A 19,081-nucleotide genomic window follows, 5' to 3' on the forward strand; every position below is an offset into this window, starting at 1 on the left:
CGCGGCCGTGCTTGCTGCGCGCCGCGCCAGGCCATGGAATTCTGGATGACATGAGGCTATACGACGTTCCGGCTCCGGCCAAGCTGAACCTGTTCCTGCACGTGACCGGCAGGCGCGCCGACGGCTATCACCTGCTGCAGACCGTGTTCCGCTTCATCGGCCTGTGCGACACGCTGGACTACGAGCGCCGCGGCGACGGCCGCATCGAATGCGAGAACGGCATTGCGGGACTGAACCCGGATGACGATCTGGTGGTGCGCGCCGCCCGTGCCCTGCAGCGTGCCACCGGCACTTCTTACGGCGCGCAGATCCGCTGCCGCAAGCAGATTCCCGCCGGCGGCGGCCTGGGCGGCGGCTCTAGCGATGCCGCCAGTACGCTTATCGCGCTGAACCGCCTGTGGCAGACCGGGCTGAGCCGCGCCGAACTCATGGCGCTGGCCCTGCCTCTGGGGGCGGACGTGCCGGTGTTCGTGAACGGTTGCAGCGCCTTCGCACAAGGGGTGGGCGAGGAACTCGAAGCCGTGGATCTGCCCGAGCGCGCCTACGTGGTCATACAGCCCTGTCAGGCGGTGCCCACTGCTGGGGTGTTTGCCGCCCCTGAATTGACAAGAAATACACCCTCTGTCAAAATGGCGGTCTTTTCCGAATGGCAACAGACTGGCGCCAAAGGCAATATGCTTTTTGGCCGCAACGATCTGGAACCGGTGGTTTGCGGCAGATACCCCCGCGTGCGCGAGCTGGCCTCGTGGCTGCGGCAAGCAGGGTTGAATGCCAGGATGACCGGGTCGGGTTCCTGCTTCTTCGTAGAGTTTGTAACGATGAATCAGGCGCAGTTTTGCCAAGAAGAAATAGCCGGTAAAATTATTCGTGCGGGCGCCGGCAGGCCGTTATTGGCTGAAAATGCCTGGGCATGCCCGGGTTTGCATGATCATCCGCTGCGACACTGGATACAAGGTTAATTGGGGAATCGCCAAGCTGGTTAAGGCACTGGATTTTGATTCCAGCATGCGAAGGTTCGAATCCTTCTTCCCCAGCCACTTTTCTTGGCCTCACGGCCGCGAAGGGCTAGCAAAAAGCTGTTGAGTCGGCCTCGTTCGGGGTGCTGGTCAACGGCTTTGTCGTTTAAGGCCCCCCGCAATTTCTACCATCGATCATGGCAAACGACAGATTCATGATTTTTACGGGCACCGCCAATCCCCGGCTGGCGGTTGATGTCGTCAATCATCTCGACATGTCTTTGGGCAAGATGGCCGTCGGCCGCTTCTCCGATGGCGAAGTCATGGTGGAAATCAACGAGAACGTGCGCGGCAAAGACGTTTTCGTGCTGCAGCCCACCTGCGCGCCCACCAACGACAATCTCATGGAAATCATGGTCATGGTCGACGCGCTGCGGCGCGCCTCGGCCGGGCGCATCACCGCCGCCATGCCGTATTTCGGCTACGCGCGGCAAGACCGCCGGCCGCGTTCGGCCCGTGTGGCGATCTCGGCCAAGGTGGTGGCCAACATGCTGCAGGTAGTGGGCGTAGACCGCGTCATGACCATGGATCTGCACGCCGACCAGATCCAGGGCTTCTTCGACATACCCGTCGACAACATCTACGCCGGCCCCATACTGCTGGGCGACATCTGGCGCCGCAGCTATAAAGACTTGGTTGTGGTCTCGCCCGACATCGGCGGCGTGGTGCGCGCCCGTGCGCTGGCCAAGCAGCTCGAAGCCGACCTGGCCATCATCGACAAGCGCCGCCCGCGCGCCAATGTGTCCGAGGTCATGAACATCATCGGCGAGGTCGACGGCCGCACCTGTATCATCATGGACGACATGGTCGATACCGCCGGCACGCTGTGCAAGGCCGCACAGGCCCTGAAAGACCGTGGCGCGGTTTCGGTCTATGCCTATTGCACGCACCCGGTGCTTTCCGGCGCGGCGGTGCAGCGCATCGTCGAATCGGGCCTCGACGAACTGGTGGTGACCGACACCATTCCCTTGTCCGACGCGGCGCGCGACTGCGGTAAAATCCGCCAGCTTTCGTGCGCATCGCTGCTGGGCGAAACCATATTGCGCATCTCGAACGCCGAATCGGTCAGCTCCCTGTTCGTAGATTGAATTCCGTGCCTTGCCCGCTGGTCGCGGTGGGCAAGGCCGTTGTGCGCTGCGCATTTCGCGCTGCGTTTTTTTAACTGGGCACTACAAGCCCATTGCTTTTTTCGGAGTACTTCATGAAATTCAACGCCACAGAGCGTAGCGTACAGGGTACGAGTGCGAGCCGCCGCCTGCGCCGCGCCGGCCGTGTCCCCGCCATCGTGTACGGCGGCACTGCCCAGCCCCTCAGCGTCGAGCTCGACCACAACGAGATCTACCATGCCCTGCGCAAGGAATCGTTCCACGCCTCGATCCTGACCATGGACTTGGGCAGCAAGAGCGAGCAGGTGCTGCTGCGCTCGGTGCAATGGCACCCCTACAAACAGCAAGTGCTGCATGTGGACTTCCAGCGCATCGACGCCAGCCAGGCGCTGCACACCAAGGTGCCCCTGCACTTCGTCAATGCGGATCAATCGCCCGCCGTCAAGCTCAGCGGCGCCATCGTCACGCACCTGCTGACCGAGCTGGAAGTCACCTGCCTGCCGTCCAACCTGCCGCAGTACATCGAGGTCGATCTCGGCAACATGCTGGGCGGCTCGATCCTGCACCTGTCCGACATCACCCTGCCTGTGGGCGTGACCTACGTGCCGCACGGCGCCGATGCCAACCCGGCCCTGGCCGCGGCGCACGTCAAGGCCGGCTCGGATGCGGGCGATGAGACCGCTACCGGCGAAGCCGCAGCCGACAAGCCCGCGGAATAAGTCCGGGCGCGGAGGTCGAGCCGCGTAGGCCGGGCTGTGTAGCCTGGCTTGCGCACCGGCGCCTCCGCGGTTCGCTGCGGCCCAGTTTCCTGCTGCTTTGTCTTGCATTGCGCCTGGAACAGGGCACCGCGGCGCGGCCGCCCCGCGCAATTCAGCCCCCGCACGGCTTTGCCGTCGGGGGCTTTGCTTATCGCTTCCCGCTTCCGCTTCACCGCTTCATTGCCACCGGGCATGGCGGCCGCGCCGCCATGCCCCAGGCATTACAATCGCGTCCATGTCCGCTGCTCCTATACGATTGATTATCGGCCTGGGCAATCCCGGCCCGGAATACGAAGTCACCCGCCACAATGCGGGCTTCTGGCTCGCCGACCATCTCGCCGACGATCTCAAGACCTCGTTCACGACCGAAAAAGCCTTTTTCGCGCAGGTGGCCAAGGCGCGCGTCGACGGCGAGGCCGTAATACTGGCCAAGCCCACTACCTTCATGAACCGTTCAGGCCAGGCGGCGGGCGCGCTGCTGCGCTTCTACAAGCTGGCGCCCGAACAAGTGCTGGTGCTGCACGATGAACTCGACCTGCTGCCCGGCCAGGTCAAGCTCAAGAAGGGCGGAGGCCACGCCGGCCACAACGGCCTGCGCGACATACAGTCCGCCTTCGGCAGCCCCGACTTCTGGCGACTGCGCATAGGCGTGGGCCATCCGCGCAGCCTGGGCCTGGCGCAGCAGGTGGTGGCCTTCGTGCTCAATGCGCCGCGCCGTGAAGAGCTCAAGGAAATCGAAGGCGTCATCGACCGCTGCCGCGCCATCGCGCCCGATCTGCTGCGCGGCGAATTCCCGCGCGCCATCAACCAGCTGCACGAGGCCAATCGTGCCTGACATGGGCCGGCATGGGGTGTGCACCGCGCTGCGCGCCGATGCGCCTCGCGTTGGCCCGCGCCGTGTTGGTCAGCCCCGTGGCCGCTGGTATCGTGGCCCGGTTGCGGCTTCCGAGTCCGTCATGCGATCTCTCTTCTGCCCCGCGCTTGCAATCAATGCGCTGCCGCGCAGCGGGCCGGCCGCACTGCGTGCCGCACCTCCCAGCCGCGGCTGCGGCCATATACCCCGCGGGCGGGTATGAGCCGGCCCTCTGCAGGCAGCACGCAACGCGGCCGGCGTTGGCGCGACGAATTCCGCGATTTCATCGGATTCATCCGGCAGCCCGCCTTCGGGCCACGCCTGCCTGGCAGACGGCTGGGCGACGGCTGGTGGGAGGACTGGTTCCCCGTCGTGCCATGGAAGCGCCTGCTGCAATGGGCCGGCTTCCTGTGGTGCATCAACCTGTTCTTCCTGGGCCCTATTGCCGTGGCCGCCGCCGGCCTGGGCGGCGCCGCCCATAGGCTGGACATCGCCCACATCCCTTGGCTGCAGGCCCTGATCTGGGCGCCGCTGGTCGAGGAACTGGTCTTCCGCTACGGCCTGCGCCACTCCGCGCAGGCGCGCTGGCAGGTGCCTGCGGCCGTCGTCGCCATGCTCTACGGGCCCCAGTTCTGGACGATGTGGCTGGTCGCCGTCATCTTGCTGCTGTGCTGGCTGCCGTACCTGCGCGGCCCTGCGGGCAGGGCCGCGGCCGGTGCGCCAGCAGACACGCCCGCGCAGCCTGGCACCAAGGCGGGCCCGCTGGCAAAACTGTTGCGTCGCGCGCGTGAGCCCATGTCCTGGCGCAACAGGCTGCGCTACCGGCGCGGCTTTCCCTGGGTCTTCCACCTGGCCATGCTGGCCTTCGCCGCCGTGCATCTGCACAATTTCTCCATGCCGCATACCCCGTACTGGCTGATGCCGCTGCTGGTGCTGCCGCAATGGATGACCGGCCTGGTGCTGGGCTGGATCCGCACACGCCGCGGCATAGGCGCCTCCATGTTGCTGCACGGCCTGTTCAACAGCGGCCCGCTGCTGATGGTGTGGATCCTGCTGCATTCACCTGCCGGGCGGATCGTCACTTGAAGCAGCAGAGACGGTCGCATCAACCTATATCTGTAAGCGACTGGGTTGTTCGGTTGGGGGCCTGTCGGCAATCCAATACACGCCAGACCCGAATTTCCGTGTCTTCCATGCGATAGTAGATGGCATACGGAAAGCGGTTCGACAGGGCTCTGAAATAGCCGAAAAATCTTTGATGGATGCCCGCATAAAGAAGCAAGCATCTATGTCGGAAAACAGTGAATCCAGGAAGTATTCCCCCAAACCTTCCTGTTGTTTTTCATAGAATCGGCGTCCTGCGTCGAGGTCTTCGATCGCCAACGACAGGATGCGGATTCTCACGATTGGGCGCGTCGGCGAAGTAAGCTCTTGGCTTCGGCCCAATCCATCATTTGGGCTGAGCCTTTCGCCTGTTCAACCTCCGCGTGGCGCAGCGCATCATCGTGCCAAGCGGATGGGGGAAGCTCGGCCGCATCAGCAGTGAGATCGCGCCACAAGGCCTCCATCATCCGGAGCTTTTCAGCGCGCGAGAGTTTTTCGAGGGCAAACATGATAGGCAAGCCCTTCCTTCGGGCGCCATGGAGCGCCCCCCTTCTGCATTTTAGCGATTCGCTATAGATCGTCTACCTGCCGCTTTGGCGTAGCGGGTTAAAATCGTCCTTTCCGTAGGCAAAACATGGCCAAAATCCTTCAGGACGGCTGGTTTTGCTGCCAACATACCCGACCCGGGCTGTTCTTCCCATCTCTTGGGTCGAGCACTGGCCCGTGCGTCTAGTGCATTCAGTCTAGTGCATTCATATACATAGGATCTCCATGGCTCTGCAATGCGGCATCGTCGGCCTGCCGAACGTCGGCAAATCGACTCTTTTCAACGCCCTCACCAAGGCCGGCATCGCCGCCGAAAACTATCCCTTCTGCACCATCGAGCCCAATGTCGGCGTGGTAGAAGTGCCCGACGCGCGCCTTGCGGCCCTGGCTGAGATCGTCAAACCCGAGCGCATCATGCCCGCCGTGGTCGAGTTCGTCGACATCGCCGGCCTGGTGGCCGGGGCCTCCAAGGGCGAGGGCCTGGGCAACCAGTTCCTGGCCAACATCCGCGAGACCGACGCCATCGTGCACGTAGTGCGCTGCTTCGAAGACGAGAACGTGGTGCACGTGGCCGGACGCATCGACCCGATCTCCGACATCGAGGTCATCAACACCGAACTGGCCCTGGCCGACCTGGCCTCGGCCGAGAAGGCCCTGAACCGCCACCAGAAGACCGCGCGCGCCGGCGACAAGGAAGCCATCAAGATGGTCGCCGTGCTCGAGCGAGTGATGCCGGTGCTCAACGAGGCGCGCCCGATCCGTTCACTGGATCTGGACGAAGACTCCATGGCGCTGCTCAAGCCGCTGTGCTTCATCACCGCCAAGCCCGCCATGTACGTGGCCAACGTCGCCGAGCACGGCTTCACCGACAACCCGCACCTGCAGGCCGTGCAGAAATACGCCGAGGCCGAGAACGCCCCGGTGGTGGCCATCTGCGCCGCCGTCGAAGCCGAGATCGCCGACCTCGACGACGAAGACAAGCAGATCTTCCTGGCCGACATGGGCATGGAAGAGCCGGGCCTGAATCGCGTCATCCGCGCCGGCTTCCGCCTGCTGGGCCTGCAGACCTACTTCACCGCCGGCGTCAAGGAAGTGCGTGCCTGGACCATACACGTCGGCGACACCGCCCCCAAGGCTGCCGGCGTCATCCACACCGACTTCGAACGCGGCTTCATCCGCGCCCAGACCATCGCCTATGACGACTACATCGCCGGCAAGGGCGAGCAGGGCGCCAAAGAGGCCGGCAAGATGCGCGCCGAAGGCAAGGAGTACGTGGTCAAGGACGGGGACGTGATGAATTTTTTGTTTAACGTGTGATCAACGTCTGACGATTTTTGCCGGGCCTCGGTGGCGCTCAGTAGCGCTTGGTGGACAGATTGACCCGTTTTAAATCAATGGGCTGCATAAACAATACGGTCTGCTGAGCGTTCCTATTGTTCATCAAGGTCCAGAAAATTCGGGGGTCGCGTTGGGGGTACTCGTGTTCAACCGTGGGGGTACTTTTCCCCGCAGTGGAGTCCAACGATGCCCGAGAATCTACTCACCGACCTCAAGGTCAGGTCGGCCAAACCGACTGATCGAGACTGGAAACTTTCAGACGGCGGGGGCTTGTTCCTGCTGGTCAAGCCCGCCGGCGGCAAGCTCTGGCGGTGGAACCGGGTGTTGCAGAACGAATGGACAGAGCGGCCTTTTCCTTTTCTGGATAGGGCCGTTGTCCCTTGAGAGCCGTTCCCTTGCCATTTGCCTTTGCCCAATGCTGAGCGCTAGGAATGGGGTAAACAACGGGGTAAGTGGGGTAATTTTGACTTTATTGCCCCTTTTTGAAATTCATTCGCTCATTTCCTTCCTGGACGGCCATGCCAGCCCCTCACGACCGGTCCAGTTCAGGAAATGGGGTAGTCAAACACCGGTAATGAGGCATTTCTAGAGACATTGCCCCATTTAATGGCTATGATTACCCCATTTAGACAGCCTGGGCTTACATTTCCATGCACTCGCTCACACCCGAGTACCTTACCGCGCTTCGCTTCGATGGCACTCAGGCCGCCACGTTGCGCACACTGGGCGAGTACCAGGGTAAGCAGCAGCTCTACGCTGCACAGTCGCCCGAAGCCCTCAAGGGCCTGCGCCAGATCGCGGTGGTGGAGTCCACTGAGTCGTCCAACCGGCTGGAAGGTGTTGTCGTAGCGCCTTCGCGGCTGAAGTCTCTGGTCATCCGCAACGCAACACCAAAGAGCCGTTCCGAACAGGAGATCGCCGGCTACCGTGATGCCCTGGCGCTGATCCACGAGTCCGCCACGCACATGCACTTCAGCGAGGGTGTTGTGCTGCAATTACATACCCTACTGTACCGCTATATGCCGCAGGCGGGCGGACGCTGGAAGGCCACCAATAACGACATCATCGAGCGTCACCCGGATGGCACTTCGCGTCTGCGTTTCCAGCCGGTGGCTTCGCATCTTACGCCGATGGCCATGGCTGATCTGACAGGGCGCTACGCCACTGCACTGGACCAGCACCTGGCCGACCCCCTGGTGCTAGCACCGCTGGCGATGCTGGACTTCCTGTGCATCCATCCGTTTCCCGACGGCAACGGTCGCATGTCCCGCTTGCTGACCTTGCTGCTGCTCTACCACTTCGACTATGCCGTGGGTCGCTACATCAGCTTGGAACGCATCTTCGAGGACACCAAGGAAGGCTATTACGAGACGCTGGAAGCCAGTTCGCAGGGCTGGCACCAGGGGCAGCACGACGTTAAGCCCTGGCTCGACTACTTCTGGGGTGCCTTGCTGCGGGCCTACCGTGAGTTCGAGGAGCGTGTCGGCACCATCGAGCGTGGCCGTGGCAGTAAAGGCGACCGGGTGCGTGCGGAAGTCCTGGGACGCACTCTGCCGTTTTCGATTTCCGAAATCGAAGAAGCCTGTCCAGGCGTGAGCCGGGACATGGTGCGATTGGTGCTGCGGGCGATGAAATCAGAGGGGTTGATAGAGTCAACAGGTAAAGGAAGAGGGGCGAAATGGACCAAACAAGGGTAAGGGGATCATGATGGAATTGATCGGCAACATCAGCCGCTTGCTGGGTGATGACTTCAAGCAAACCTTCCGACCAGGGACACGGGTAAGGAACGCTGCCTCAAGCTCTGAATCTCCTCGAAAAAATCTAGATATCAGGGGACTAAAAAAGTGAGTGATCAGTTCTTCGCCCAACCCATTCTGAATTCGCCGTATGAGTATCCGGCCAGGCATTGGGAACTGGACACCAGCGGTCAGCCGACCCAAGAAATCATCTCCAGCCGCCGCCGCGCCGACTTCATCACACCGATCCCCAAACCGCGCAAGAAGAGAGGTGAACACGAGCAGGCGGGTCTGTTGTTTGATGAAGGCAAGGGCCTGTCCACTGCTAAGCAGGCTTATGACCACACCGCCATCATCAATGCTGTCCGGCAGGAAGTGGATGCCTGGCGTAAGCTACCCCCGTCGCAGTGGCGCGTCACCCCCGAAACAGCCCGTTTACTAGAACATTGGCGTAACCACAAGTTCATAGGTGTGCGCCCGTTCTTCTGCCAAGTCGAAGCGGCCGAGACCGCCATCTGGCTGACCGAGGTCGCTCCTCAGCTTGGCAAGAACGGCGAACGCTTCCTTGATCACCTGAAAAAGGCCAGCGACGATGCCAATCCCGGCTTGATGCGTCTGGCGCTGAAGCTAGCCACCGGTGCAGGTAAGACCACGGTCATGGCCATGCTCATTGCGTGGCAGACGGTCAATGCCGTGCGGCATCCGCAGAGCAAGAAATTCACCCGTGGTTTCCTGCTGGTTGCACCTGGCCTGACCATCAAGGATCGTTTGCGTGTGCTGTTGCCCAATGACGCAGACAGCTACTACGCCAGCCGCGAGATCGTGCCGCGCGACATGCTGTCCGATTTGGGCAAGGCCAAAATCGTCATCACCAACTACCACGCTTTCAAGCTGCGCGAGCGCATGGGGTTGTCCAAGGGAGGCCGCCGTTTGCTGCAAGGCCGTACTGGCAGCGGGCTGGACACGCTGGAAACCGAGGGCCAGATGCTCCAGCGGGTCATACCGGAATTGATGGGGCTGAAAAATATCCTAGCCATCAACGATGAGGCCCACCACTGCTACCGCGAAAAACCCGCATCCGACGACGACTATGTCGACGACAAGGGTAACCCTCTGACTGGCGATGACCTCAAGGCTGCCAAGGAACACGTCAAGGACGAGAACGAAGCAGCACGGCTGTGGATTTCTGGCCTGGAAGCAGTCAACCGCAAGCTGGGCCTGCAGCAGGTGATCGACCTCTCGGCCACGCCGTTTTTTTTGGCTGGGTCCGGCTATGTGGAGGGCACCCTTTTTCCTTGGACGATGAGCGACTTTTCGCTGATGGACGCCATCGAATGTGGCATCGTCAAATTGCCGCGAGTGCCGGTGGCCGACAACATCCCCGGCGCGGAAATGCCCATCTACCGCGAACTCTGGAAGCACATCGGCAAGAAGATGCCGAAGAAGGGGCGCGGCAAGAACGCCCAGCTCGATCCGTTGGCCATTCCGGTGGAATTGCAGACCGCGCTGGAAGCCCTGTACGGGCACTATCTCAAAACCTACGACGCGTGGAAGCAGGCTGGCATCAATGTTCCGCCATGCTTCATCGTGGTGTGCAACAACACTGCAACTTCCAAGCTGGTGTTCGATTACATCTCCGGTTTCGAACGCACGAATGAAGATGGCTCCGTCATGCCAGTGGAGGGGCGTCTGCAACTGTTCCGCAACTTCGACGAGCACGGCAACCCGTTGGCGCGCCCGAAAACCTTGCTGATCGACAGCGAGCAACTCGAATCTGGCGAGGCGCTGGACGATAACTTCCGGGGCATGGCCGCGGACGAGATCGAACGCTTCAAACGCGAGATCATCGAACGCACCGGTGATCGCCGCCAGGCTGAGAACCTGAGTGACAGCGAACTGCTGCGCGAGGTGATGAACACCGTTGGCAAGCAGGGTCGCCTGGGTGAGCAAATCCGCTGTGTGGTGTCGGTGTCCATGCTCACAGAAGGCTGGGATGCCAATACCGTTACCCACATCCTCGGTGTGCGTGCATTCGGCACCCAACTGCTGTGCGAACAGGTGATTGGGCGTGCACTGCGTCGCCAGTCCTATGAATTGAACGAGCAAGGCCTTTTCGACGTGGAGTACGCCGACGTATTCGGTATCCCCTTCGACTTCACAGCCAAGCCTGTCGTCGTCACGCCGCCCAAGCCCCGCGAAACAGTCACAGTCAAGGCACTCCGCCCGGAGCGCGACCATCTGGAAATCCGGTTCCCGCGCGTGCAGGGCTATCGCGTCGAGCTGCCAGAAGAACAACTCGAAGCCGAATTCAATGACGATCACCACCTCAGCCTGACGCCTGACATGGTCGGCGCAACCAAGACCCATAACGCTGGCATCATTGGCGAGGCGGTGGAACTGGATATCAAGCATCTGGGAGACGTGCGCCAGTCCACTCTGCTGATGGAGTTGACCAAGCACCTGTTGTTCGGGCATTGGCGCGATCAAGGCCAGGATGCACCGATTGCCTTGTTCGGTCAGCTCAAACGCATCGTGCGCCAATGGCTAGACGAATGCCTGGAATGCAAGGGTGGTACCTACCCGGCGCAGTTGATGTACCGCGAACTGGCGGACATGGCCTGCCAGCGCATCACCAAGGGCATTACCGCGAAGGAACTGGAGAAAGGCCGGCAGGTCAAGGCCATTCTTGACCCGTTCAACCAGACCGGCAGCACCGCGCATGTGCGCTTCAACACCTCCCGCCCGGGCAGCGAACGCTGGGAAACCCTCGGGGTGGAAAACCAGCCAAAGAACCAGGTCAACTGGGTCATTCTGGACAGCGGCTGGGAAGGCGAATTCTGCCGAGTCGCCGAGTCGCATCCTAAGGTACTGGCCTACACCAAGAACCACAACCTTGGCCTGGAAGTACCTTACCGCTTCGGCTCAGCCAACCGTATCTACATCCCGGACTTCATCGTGCAAGTGGACGACGGTGGCGGCAAGAACGCCCCGTTGAACCTGATCGTCGAGATCAAGGGCTACCGGCGCGAGGACGCGAAGGAAAAGAAGTCCACCATGGACACCCACTGGATTCCCGGCGTGAATCACCTCGGTACGCATGGCCGCTGGGCCTTCGCCGAGTTCGGCGATGTGTACGAAATGCAGGACGACTTCGCCAAGGAGGTCGAGGCAAAGTTCAACCAAATGATTGAAGCGGCTGCGCCGGGAAACAAGGAACACTGAAATGGCAACCAAGAAAACCCAGAAGCCCGGCAAGAGCATCGAACAGATCACGCATACCGAGGCCAAACGCAAGAACATCCCGACGGTGGAGCACCAGTCGGTGATGCAGCAGCATGAGCAGGCGCCGGTGCAGGTGGCCTACCCGCGTGCCAACCGGCAATGGCTGGAGGAGCTATGCGCCCTGCACGACGCGGGCAAGGCATCCTCGGAGTTCCGGCAGCGGCTCAACCGTGACCTGGACCCGCAACTGATCTGGCGCGGCAAGGACCAGCAGGACTGGTCCGACCTCGTGGTCAATGCGGCACCGCTATACATCCAGGAGAAGGTCAAACCCAAGGCGTTGATCGACGACCTGCGCCGCCAGACTGAAGCCCGACGCGAGGCCGCCGCGCCGAAACAGGACACGCTGGACCTGTTCGGCGACTTCAACGGCCTGCCCGAAGGTGCGGATCGTACCGAGTTCTACCAGCACGAAGGCCACTGGCAGAACCGTATGATCCTGGGTGATTCCTTGCAGGTTATGGCCTCCCTTGCCGAGCGCGAGGCCTTGCGCGGCAAGGTGCAGTGCATTTACTTCGATCCGCCGTATGGCATCAAATTCAACAGCAATTTTCAGTGGAGCACCACAGACAAGGCGGGAACTACATCGGATTCATCCGACAAGATCAGCCGCGAACCTGAGCAAGTTAAGGCATTTCGTGATACGTGGCGCGACGGTATTCATTCATATTTAACATATTTGCGAGACAGGCTTACCGTAGCTCGGGAGCTACTAACCGAGTCGGGATCAGTTTTCGTTCAAATTAGTGACGAGAATGTTCATCGAGTGCGCACGCTACTCGATGAGGTCTTTGGCGAAGACAATTTCATTGCGCTCATTCCGTTTCGCAAGAAGACTATGCCCTTTGGAGCCACATTCTTGGAGCAAATGGATGATTTTTTGCTCTGGTATGGAAAGAACCGATCTCATACCAAATACCGAACGCTGTTTACTGAAAAAGACATACGCGGAGATCAAGACTGGACTTGGTTTTTAGACGGCGCAGGAATATCGCAAAAGATGTCTACCGAACAACATCGAACCCACTTTGGTTTGCCTGTTGGGGCCAAAGTTTTTCGGTTGAAGTCACTAGAACCGTCTGGAAATATGGAAAGCGGAAAGTTCGCGTATCAGTTTCAAGGAGTCAAGTACGACTGCCCCAAAAACGGATACGGAACGACACCTGCTGGGATGCGGGTACTTGAAGCCTTGAATCGCCTTCAAGTCAAAGGACAATTGCTGAACTATCGATTGTTCTTAGATGATTATCCGGTGTCTGCTTTAACGAGTCCGTGGCAAGACACGGTTGGTGCTGACGATAAAAGATACGTTGTTCAGACCAATACTCTGGTTGTGCAAAGATGCTTTCTCATGACCACTGATCCCGGCGATCTCGTTCTCGACCCAACTTGCGGCAGCGGCACCGCCGCCTACGTCGCCGAACAATGGGGCCGTCGCTGGATCACGATTGATACCAGCCGCGTCGCTCTGGCACTCGCCCGCGCCCGCATCATGGGCGCACGCTACCCATTCTACCTGCTCGCTGATTCCCACGAAGGCCAGTTGAAAGAAGCCGAAATCACCCACAGCGCGCCATCCATCCAGCCGACCTACGGCAATATCGCCCACGGCTTCGTCTACGAGCGCGTGCCGCACATCACCCTAAAATCCATCGCCAACAACACCGAAATCGACGTCATCTGGGACAAATTCCAGACCGTGCTGAAGCCGCTGCGCGAAGCCTTGAACAAGACTCTGGGCAAGCAGTGGCAGGAATGGGAAATCTCGCGCGATGCCGACGCTAAATGGAGCGAGGCCGCGAAAAAGCTGCACGCCGGCTGGTGGCAGCAGCGCATCGCCCGCCAAAAGGAAATCGACGCCTCCATCGCCGCTAAGGCCGAGTTCGAGTACCTCTACGACAAACCTTACGAGGACAGGAAGAAGGTGCGCGTGGCCGGCCCCTTCACCGTGGAATCGCTGTCGCCGCACCGCGTGCTGGGCGTGGACGAGGAAGACAACCTGATCGACCACGTGGCCGAGACCCAGGCCGAATACGGCCAGGACTTCGCCAGCCTGATCCTGGCCAACCTGCGCACCGCTGGCGTGCAGCAGGCGCACAAAGCTGACAAGATCGAATTCACCGCGCTGGAGCCGTGGCCGGGCGACTTGATCTGCGCCGAAGGCCGCTACCTGGAAAACGGGCAGATAAAGCGGGCCGGCATCCTGGTTGGCCCGGAATTCGGCACCGTCACCCGCGCTGACCTGGTCGATGCTGCCCGGGAAGCCGGCGATGCCAACTTCGATGTGCTCATCGCCTGCGCTTTCAACTACGACGCACCGGCCACCGAATTCAGCAAGCTGGGCCGTATCAACGTACTCAAGGCGCGTATGAACGCCGACCTGCACATGGCCGAAGACCTGAAGAACACCGGCAAGGGCAACCTCTTCGTGATCTTCGGCGAGCCGGATGTGGATGTGCTGGATACGCAAGGCCGCAGCATCCGCAAATACGACGGCAAGCGTGACGTCATCAAGGTGCCAGCCGACGGGCAACTGGTGGTCAAGATCAACGGAGTGGATGTGTTCCACCCTAGCACCGGCGAAGTGCGCAGCGACGGCGCAGACGGCATTGCCTGCTGGTTCTTGGACACCGACTACAACGAAGAATCCTTCTTCGTCCGCCATGCCTACTTCCTCGGTGCGAATGACCCATACAAGGCACTGAAGACCACCCTCAAGGCCGAAATCGACCCCGACGCTTGGGCAACGCTCAACAACGACACCTCGCGTCCGTTCCCGAAGCCCAGCACCGGGCGGTTTGCGGTGAAGGTCATCAATCACCTCGGGGATGAGGTGATGAAGGTTTTCAAAATACTTTGACTACATAGGAGGCGCCATGGCAACCGGCGAATGGAAAATCAAACAAATCTCCGTCACAAGCTTACATCTGGATCCGAAGAATCCCCGATTGGGTGTTGCTTCGCGCGGCGCATCACCGCGAGAGTTGATACAACTTCTCTTCACACACGACAAAGCGATTGATGTTGCTCAAAGCATTGCTTTGCGCGGCTTCTTCCCGAACGAGCCACTTCTAGCCATTCGCGAAGACAACAAATTTATTGTCGTTGAAGGAAACAGGCGACTTGCTGCGCTCAAAGCACTTCGCGAGCCAAGCTTGCTGGACGGTGCAATCGAAAGGCAAGTTGAGCGTTTGGCTAGGCGCATCGGCAACATGGATTCGATCGTCAAGGTTCCCGTCATCATCGCTCCCAATCGCAGATCTACTGATCGCCAAATCGCCGGCAAGCATGTTGGAACACCCGTCTTGCCTTGGCAATCTGAGAATCGGGCGAGCTTCATCCTCGAAAAGATTGCAGAGGGATATGATAATCAAGAGCTTCTCGATGAGCTTGGATTCTCGGCCGCGGACATCCAGGCTGCACGGCAGACCAAGGCCATAGCTGACATTGCACGGGCGTTGGAGCTTCCAGAGGAGATTGCTGCCAAGTTGAATCATCCAAGGACGAAGATATTCACAACATTGGAACGTATCTTCGAATCGACTGTTGGACGAGGTTATCTCCATGTGGAGCCAGATCCTGACCATGGCATCAGAGGTGTGACATCGAAACAGGAGTTTTTGAAAGGCTTCAAGAAACTGGTCACAGATGTCGCAGCCGGACGCGAATCATCCCGGACGCTGAATAACAATGAAGATATTAAGCGATATTTTGAATCGTGGAATGCTGAAGATCGTCCAAAGAAAAAGAAGGATGGGTTCACCCCGAGTGATTTGGTGAGTGGAACCTCTTCAGCTGTAACGCCCAAGCCACCGAAAAAACCTGAAGAGAAGCCGAAACAAGCTAGCATTCATGCCTCCATTCTTCCGAAATCACTGAAAGTCAGTTTTGGCAACGAAAGACTGATCGATATCAGATCAGAGTTGGTTCGATTGAAGCGAGCAGACTTCCCAAATGCCGGTGCGGTTTTGTTGCGTGTATTCTTCGAGCTTGCGGTTACGCACTATCTTGAGCGCACAGGTGCCCTTGATCGGATTACACAAGAACTCAAGGAGAAGGGTAAACTTCAGTTTGACACCCCACAAATGAAGCAGTTGATTCCCGAGATTACAAAAATTGCAAAAGCAAAACTGGATAGAAATGATGCCTCCAAGGTGGAGAAGGCCATCAAGTACGATTCTTCCGCTCCATTTACGCTTAGCGATTTGCATGCATTTGTTCACCAAAATTCGGAGTTGCCTGGTGAGCGTGATATCTTGCAATTCTGGCTCCGAACAGAGCCACTTTTTCGGCTAATGCTGGAAAAAGATGAAACTCTTGAGGTCAAAAAATGAGAACAAGCAGCCCGCTTCGATATCCTGGCGGAAAATCTGCAATGGCCGATCTGCTACGACGGATCAGGAACCTAAATCAGCTTGGTGAATTCGACTTGGCTGAACCATTTGCTGGTGGAGCTGGTGCGTCTTTATCTCTTCTCTTTCAAGAAGAGGTTCCTTGCATTCACCTGAATGACGCAGATCCTGCAATATTCGACTTTTGGTGGACGTTAAAGAATCGGCCTGCGCCATTTTTAAGCATGATCGACACTATCAACGTAGATATGCAAGAGTGGGTGCGACAACGATCTATATATAAAAAGAAGAGTCCCCCATCTCGACTTCAGAGAGGTTTTTCCGCGTTTTATCTTAATAGATGCAATCGCTCGGGAATCATAATGAATGGCGGCCCAATTGGCGGCATCAATCAAACCGGAAAATGGAAGATAGATGCGAGATTTAACAGAAACGATCTCCGGCGTAGATGCGAGAGGATTTCAGAATACAAGGATCGAATCCTCATTACTGGCGATGATGGATTGAATTTTATAAAATCCGTCAATCGAAAGAAAACCCTTTTGTTTATAGATCCGCCATATTTCGTCAAAGGTAGTCTTCTTTATCTTAATTTGCTAAATCCGGAATATCACGAAGAATTGGCTGAAGAGTTGAAGGCTTCATCTGATTTAAAGTGGGTCGTTACGTATGACGATTGCCCGGAAATACGCCGACTCTATGAGGGGTGGGCGAATGTTCGTGAGTTTTCGCTACGATACGCAGCTGCTGAACGAAGGCGGGGGAAGGAAATATTGATAACACCAAAGGGTATGATTCTCCCAGACTCTCAAGAGAGCTTGGCAATACAGTGGTAATAACTGATTAATAGAAATGCAATTTCGCATCGCTGACACTTTCACCACTAGTCTGGCTCGCCTGACCGGCGATGAACAAAAGGCCGCAAAGACCACTGCCTTCGATTTGCAGATGGATCCTGCCGGCAACGGCATGAGCTTCCACAAGCTTGACAGAGCCAAAGATCCGAACTTCTGGTCGGTGCGTGTCAGCCGCGATATTCGCCTGATCGTCCACAAGACCGCTGGCAGTCTGCTGCTCTGCTATGTCGATCACCACGACAAGGCCTATCAATGGGCCGAGCGGCGCAAGCTGGAAGTGCACCCGACCACCGGTGCAGCGCAGCTTGTCGAGGTCCGCGAGCGTGTCGAGGAAATTCTCGTTCCGAAATACGTCGAAGACAACAGACCGGTCGCGCAGCCGAAGCCCAAGCTGTTCGCAAAATATGGCGACGCCCAGCTGCTGGCCTATGGCGTGCCGCAGGAGTGGCTGGCCGACGTGAAGGCTGCCGACGAGGATTCGCTACTGGAACTGGCCGACCACCTGCCTGGTGAGGCGGCCGAAGCCCTACTTGAACTGGCGACAGGCGGCACGCCGGCGTTGCCGGAAGTGGCTGCCAAGGGGGCAGATCCATTCCAGCACCCGGACGCGCAGCGCCGCTTCCGCATCATGTCCGATATGGACGAACTGGCCCGCGCCCTGGAATACCCGTGGGACAAGTGGACGGTGTTCCTCCATCCAGCGCAGCGTCAGTTGGTTGAACGTCATTACAACGGCGCGGCGCGTGTGTCTGGCTCGGCGGGCACGGGCAAGACCGTGGTTGCTTTGCACCGGGCTGTGCATCTGGCGCATCAGGACGAAGATGCGCGCGTTCTACTTTCCACGTTTTCGGACACGTTGGCCAATGCCTTGCGCGGCAATCTGTATCGGCTGATCTGGAACACGCCCAAGCTCGGCGAACGTATCGACGTGGCCGCCATGGATGCTCTTGGCATCCGCTTGTATGCGGCGGAATTCGGCAAACCGGTATTTGCCAGCCGTGATGCAATTTCCACGCTGCTGAAGGCGGCTGCCACGCAGGTCGAAGGCCTGAAAGCCAACGCTGCGTTTGTGCTGTCCGAATGGGAAGACGTGGTAGACACTTGGCAAGTGGAAAGCTGGGAGGCATACCGCGACGCCAAGCGGCTGGGCCGCAAGACGCGCCTGCCGGAGGCTCAGCGCGCCTTGTATTGGCAGGTGTTCGCCAAGGTGAAGGAGCAATTGAAGCAGGCCGGCAAGATCACTGCGGCCGAGATGTTCGCCAAGCTAGCGGAGGCAATGCCCAAGCGCAAGCATCCGGTATTCGACTACATCGTGGTGGATGAGGCGCAGGACATCGGTGTGCAGCAATTGCGCTTTCTTGCGGCGATCGCCGGCAACCGCGCCAATGCCCTGTTCTTTGCCGGCGATCTTGGTCAGCGCATCTTCCAGACTCCGTTCTCGTGGAAATCTCTTGGTGTGGATGTGCGTGGCCGTTCGCGCACGCTCAATATCAACTACCGCACCTCGCACCAGATTCGCTCGCAGGCCGACCGGCTTCTCGGCCCCGAGGTCTCCGATGTGGACGGAAATGTCGAAAGCCGCAAGGGCACGATTTCTGTATTCAACGGGCCGGAGCCGACCATTTGCAGCTACGCCGATGCCGAGGCGGAAAGCCAGGCCATCGGCGTATGGTTGCAGCAATGCAGTGCCAGCGGTGTGCTGCCGCATGAAATCGGCGTATTCGTTCGATCCGACAGCGAACTGTCACGCGCACAGGCGGCAGTTAAGGCCGCAGGCTTGCAGGGGCGTGTGCTCGGCAAGGACATGGCGACGGAAGAGGGCTTCGTCAGTATCACCACCATGCACTTGGCCAAGGGCATGGAATTCCGTGTGGTTGCGGTAATGGCCTGCGACGATGAAATCATCCCTTCACAGGTGCGCATCGACACTGCTGCTGACGAGGCCGAGCTGACTGAAATCTACAACACCGAACGCCAGTTGCTGTACGTGGCTTGCACCCGTGCCCGCGACCAATTGCATGTTTCAGCAGTGAAACCTGAGTCGGAATTTCTGGAGGACTTACTGCAGAAGTAGCTCCACGCGCTTAGGATGCTCTAGGTGGTGGTGGTGTGCATTGACTGTGTCGCCCCAGG

The 19,081-nt window shown here is 58.9% G+C and carries 13 protein-coding genes, 1 tRNA gene and 1 pseudogene; 14 read left to right on the forward strand and 1 reads right to left on the reverse strand.

The features are described 5' to 3' along the window. Window positions 1-50: 50 nt before the first annotated feature. From ispE to CEY11_RS15490, 6 genes are all read left to right on the forward strand, one after another. Window positions 51-959 (forward strand): 4-(cytidine 5'-diphospho)-2-C-methyl-D-erythritol kinase, encoded by a 909-nt coding sequence (gene ispE / locus CEY11_RS15465; protein WP_088604283.1) that lies wholly within the window; start codon window positions 51-53, stop codon window positions 957-959. A gap of 1 nt (window position 960) precedes the next feature. Further along, window positions 961-1,037 (forward strand) — tRNA-Gln (locus tag CEY11_RS15470). Window positions 1,038-1,153: 116 nt separating this feature from the next. Continuing rightward, window positions 1,154-2,104, forward strand: coding sequence for a ribose-phosphate pyrophosphokinase (locus tag CEY11_RS15475; RefSeq protein WP_198958910.1), 951 nt, complete (start codon window positions 1,154-1,156; stop codon window positions 2,102-2,104). 113 nt (window positions 2,105-2,217) lie between these two features. Further along, on the forward strand, window positions 2,218-2,841 hold the full coding sequence (locus CEY11_RS15480) for a 50S ribosomal protein L25/general stress protein Ctc (RefSeq protein ID WP_088604284.1): 624 nt from the start codon (window positions 2,218-2,220) through the stop codon (window positions 2,839-2,841). Between the two features lie 274 nt (window positions 2,842-3,115). Then, the gene (gene pth, locus CEY11_RS15485) at window positions 3,116-3,715 is read left to right on the forward strand and encodes an aminoacyl-tRNA hydrolase (RefSeq protein ID WP_088604285.1); all 600 of its coding nucleotides are present in this window, start codon (window positions 3,116-3,118) and stop codon (window positions 3,713-3,715) included. Window positions 3,716-3,952: 237 nt separating this feature from the next. Continuing rightward, complete coding sequence (locus tag CEY11_RS15490) at window positions 3,953-4,819, forward strand: CPBP family intramembrane glutamic endopeptidase (protein WP_088604286.1); 867 nt, start codon at window positions 3,953-3,955, stop codon at window positions 4,817-4,819. A gap of 314 nt (window positions 4,820-5,133) precedes the next feature. On the opposite strand, the gene CEY11_RS15500 is transcribed toward CEY11_RS15490, so the two are convergent. Then, the gene (locus tag CEY11_RS15500) at window positions 5,134-5,346 is read right to left on the reverse strand and encodes an addiction module protein (protein WP_088604287.1); all 213 of its coding nucleotides are present in this window, start codon (window positions 5,344-5,346) and stop codon (window positions 5,134-5,136) included. A 262-nt stretch (window positions 5,347-5,608) separates the two neighbouring features. On the opposite strand from CEY11_RS15500, the gene ychF reads away from it, so the two are divergent. From ychF to CEY11_RS15550, 8 genes and pseudogenes are all read left to right on the forward strand, one after another. Further along, window positions 5,609-6,700, forward strand: a complete 1,092-nt coding sequence (gene ychF, locus CEY11_RS15505; protein ID WP_088604288.1) for a redox-regulated ATPase YchF — start codon at window positions 5,609-5,611, stop codon at window positions 6,698-6,700. Window positions 6,701-6,907: 207 nt separating this feature from the next. Further along, a pseudogene (locus tag CEY11_RS15510) lies at window positions 6,908-7,036 on the forward strand (Arm DNA-binding domain-containing protein); the annotation flags it as partial. 335 nt (window positions 7,037-7,371) lie between these two features. Continuing rightward, window positions 7,372-8,418: a Fic family protein gene (locus CEY11_RS15515; RefSeq protein WP_088604290.1), complete on the forward strand. Its 1,047-nt coding sequence runs from the start codon at window positions 7,372-7,374 to the stop codon at window positions 8,416-8,418. Between the two features lie 147 nt (window positions 8,419-8,565). Next, window positions 8,566-11,679, forward strand: a complete 3,114-nt coding sequence (locus tag CEY11_RS15525) for a BPTD_3080 family restriction endonuclease (RefSeq protein ID WP_088604292.1) — start codon at window positions 8,566-8,568, stop codon at window positions 11,677-11,679. 1 nt (window position 11,680) lies between these two features. Then, window positions 11,681-14,599 carry a site-specific DNA-methyltransferase gene (locus CEY11_RS15530; protein ID WP_088604293.1) on the forward strand — a complete coding sequence of 973 codons (2,919 nt, stop codon included), beginning with the start codon at window positions 11,681-11,683 and terminating at the stop codon, window positions 14,597-14,599. A 16-nt stretch (window positions 14,600-14,615) separates the two neighbouring features. After that, entirely contained in the window at window positions 14,616-16,073 is a 1,458-nt protein-coding gene (locus CEY11_RS25185) for a hypothetical protein (protein WP_143322865.1), read from the forward strand. Continuing rightward, window positions 16,070-16,927, forward strand: a complete 858-nt coding sequence (locus tag CEY11_RS15545; RefSeq protein ID WP_088604296.1) for a DNA adenine methylase — start codon at window positions 16,070-16,072, stop codon at window positions 16,925-16,927. Before CEY11_RS25185 ends, CEY11_RS15545 begins: the two co-directional genes overlap by 4 nt. 16 nt (window positions 16,928-16,943) lie before the next feature. Beyond that, window positions 16,944-19,022: a UvrD-helicase domain-containing protein gene (locus tag CEY11_RS15550; RefSeq protein ID WP_088604297.1), complete on the forward strand. Its 2,079-nt coding sequence runs from the start codon at window positions 16,944-16,946 to the stop codon at window positions 19,020-19,022. Window positions 19,023-19,081 lie beyond the last annotated feature (59 nt).

This window comes from Candidimonas nitroreducens, assembly GCF_002209565.1.
GTDB lineage: Bacteria > Pseudomonadota > Gammaproteobacteria > Burkholderiales > Burkholderiaceae_B > Candidimonas > Candidimonas nitroreducens.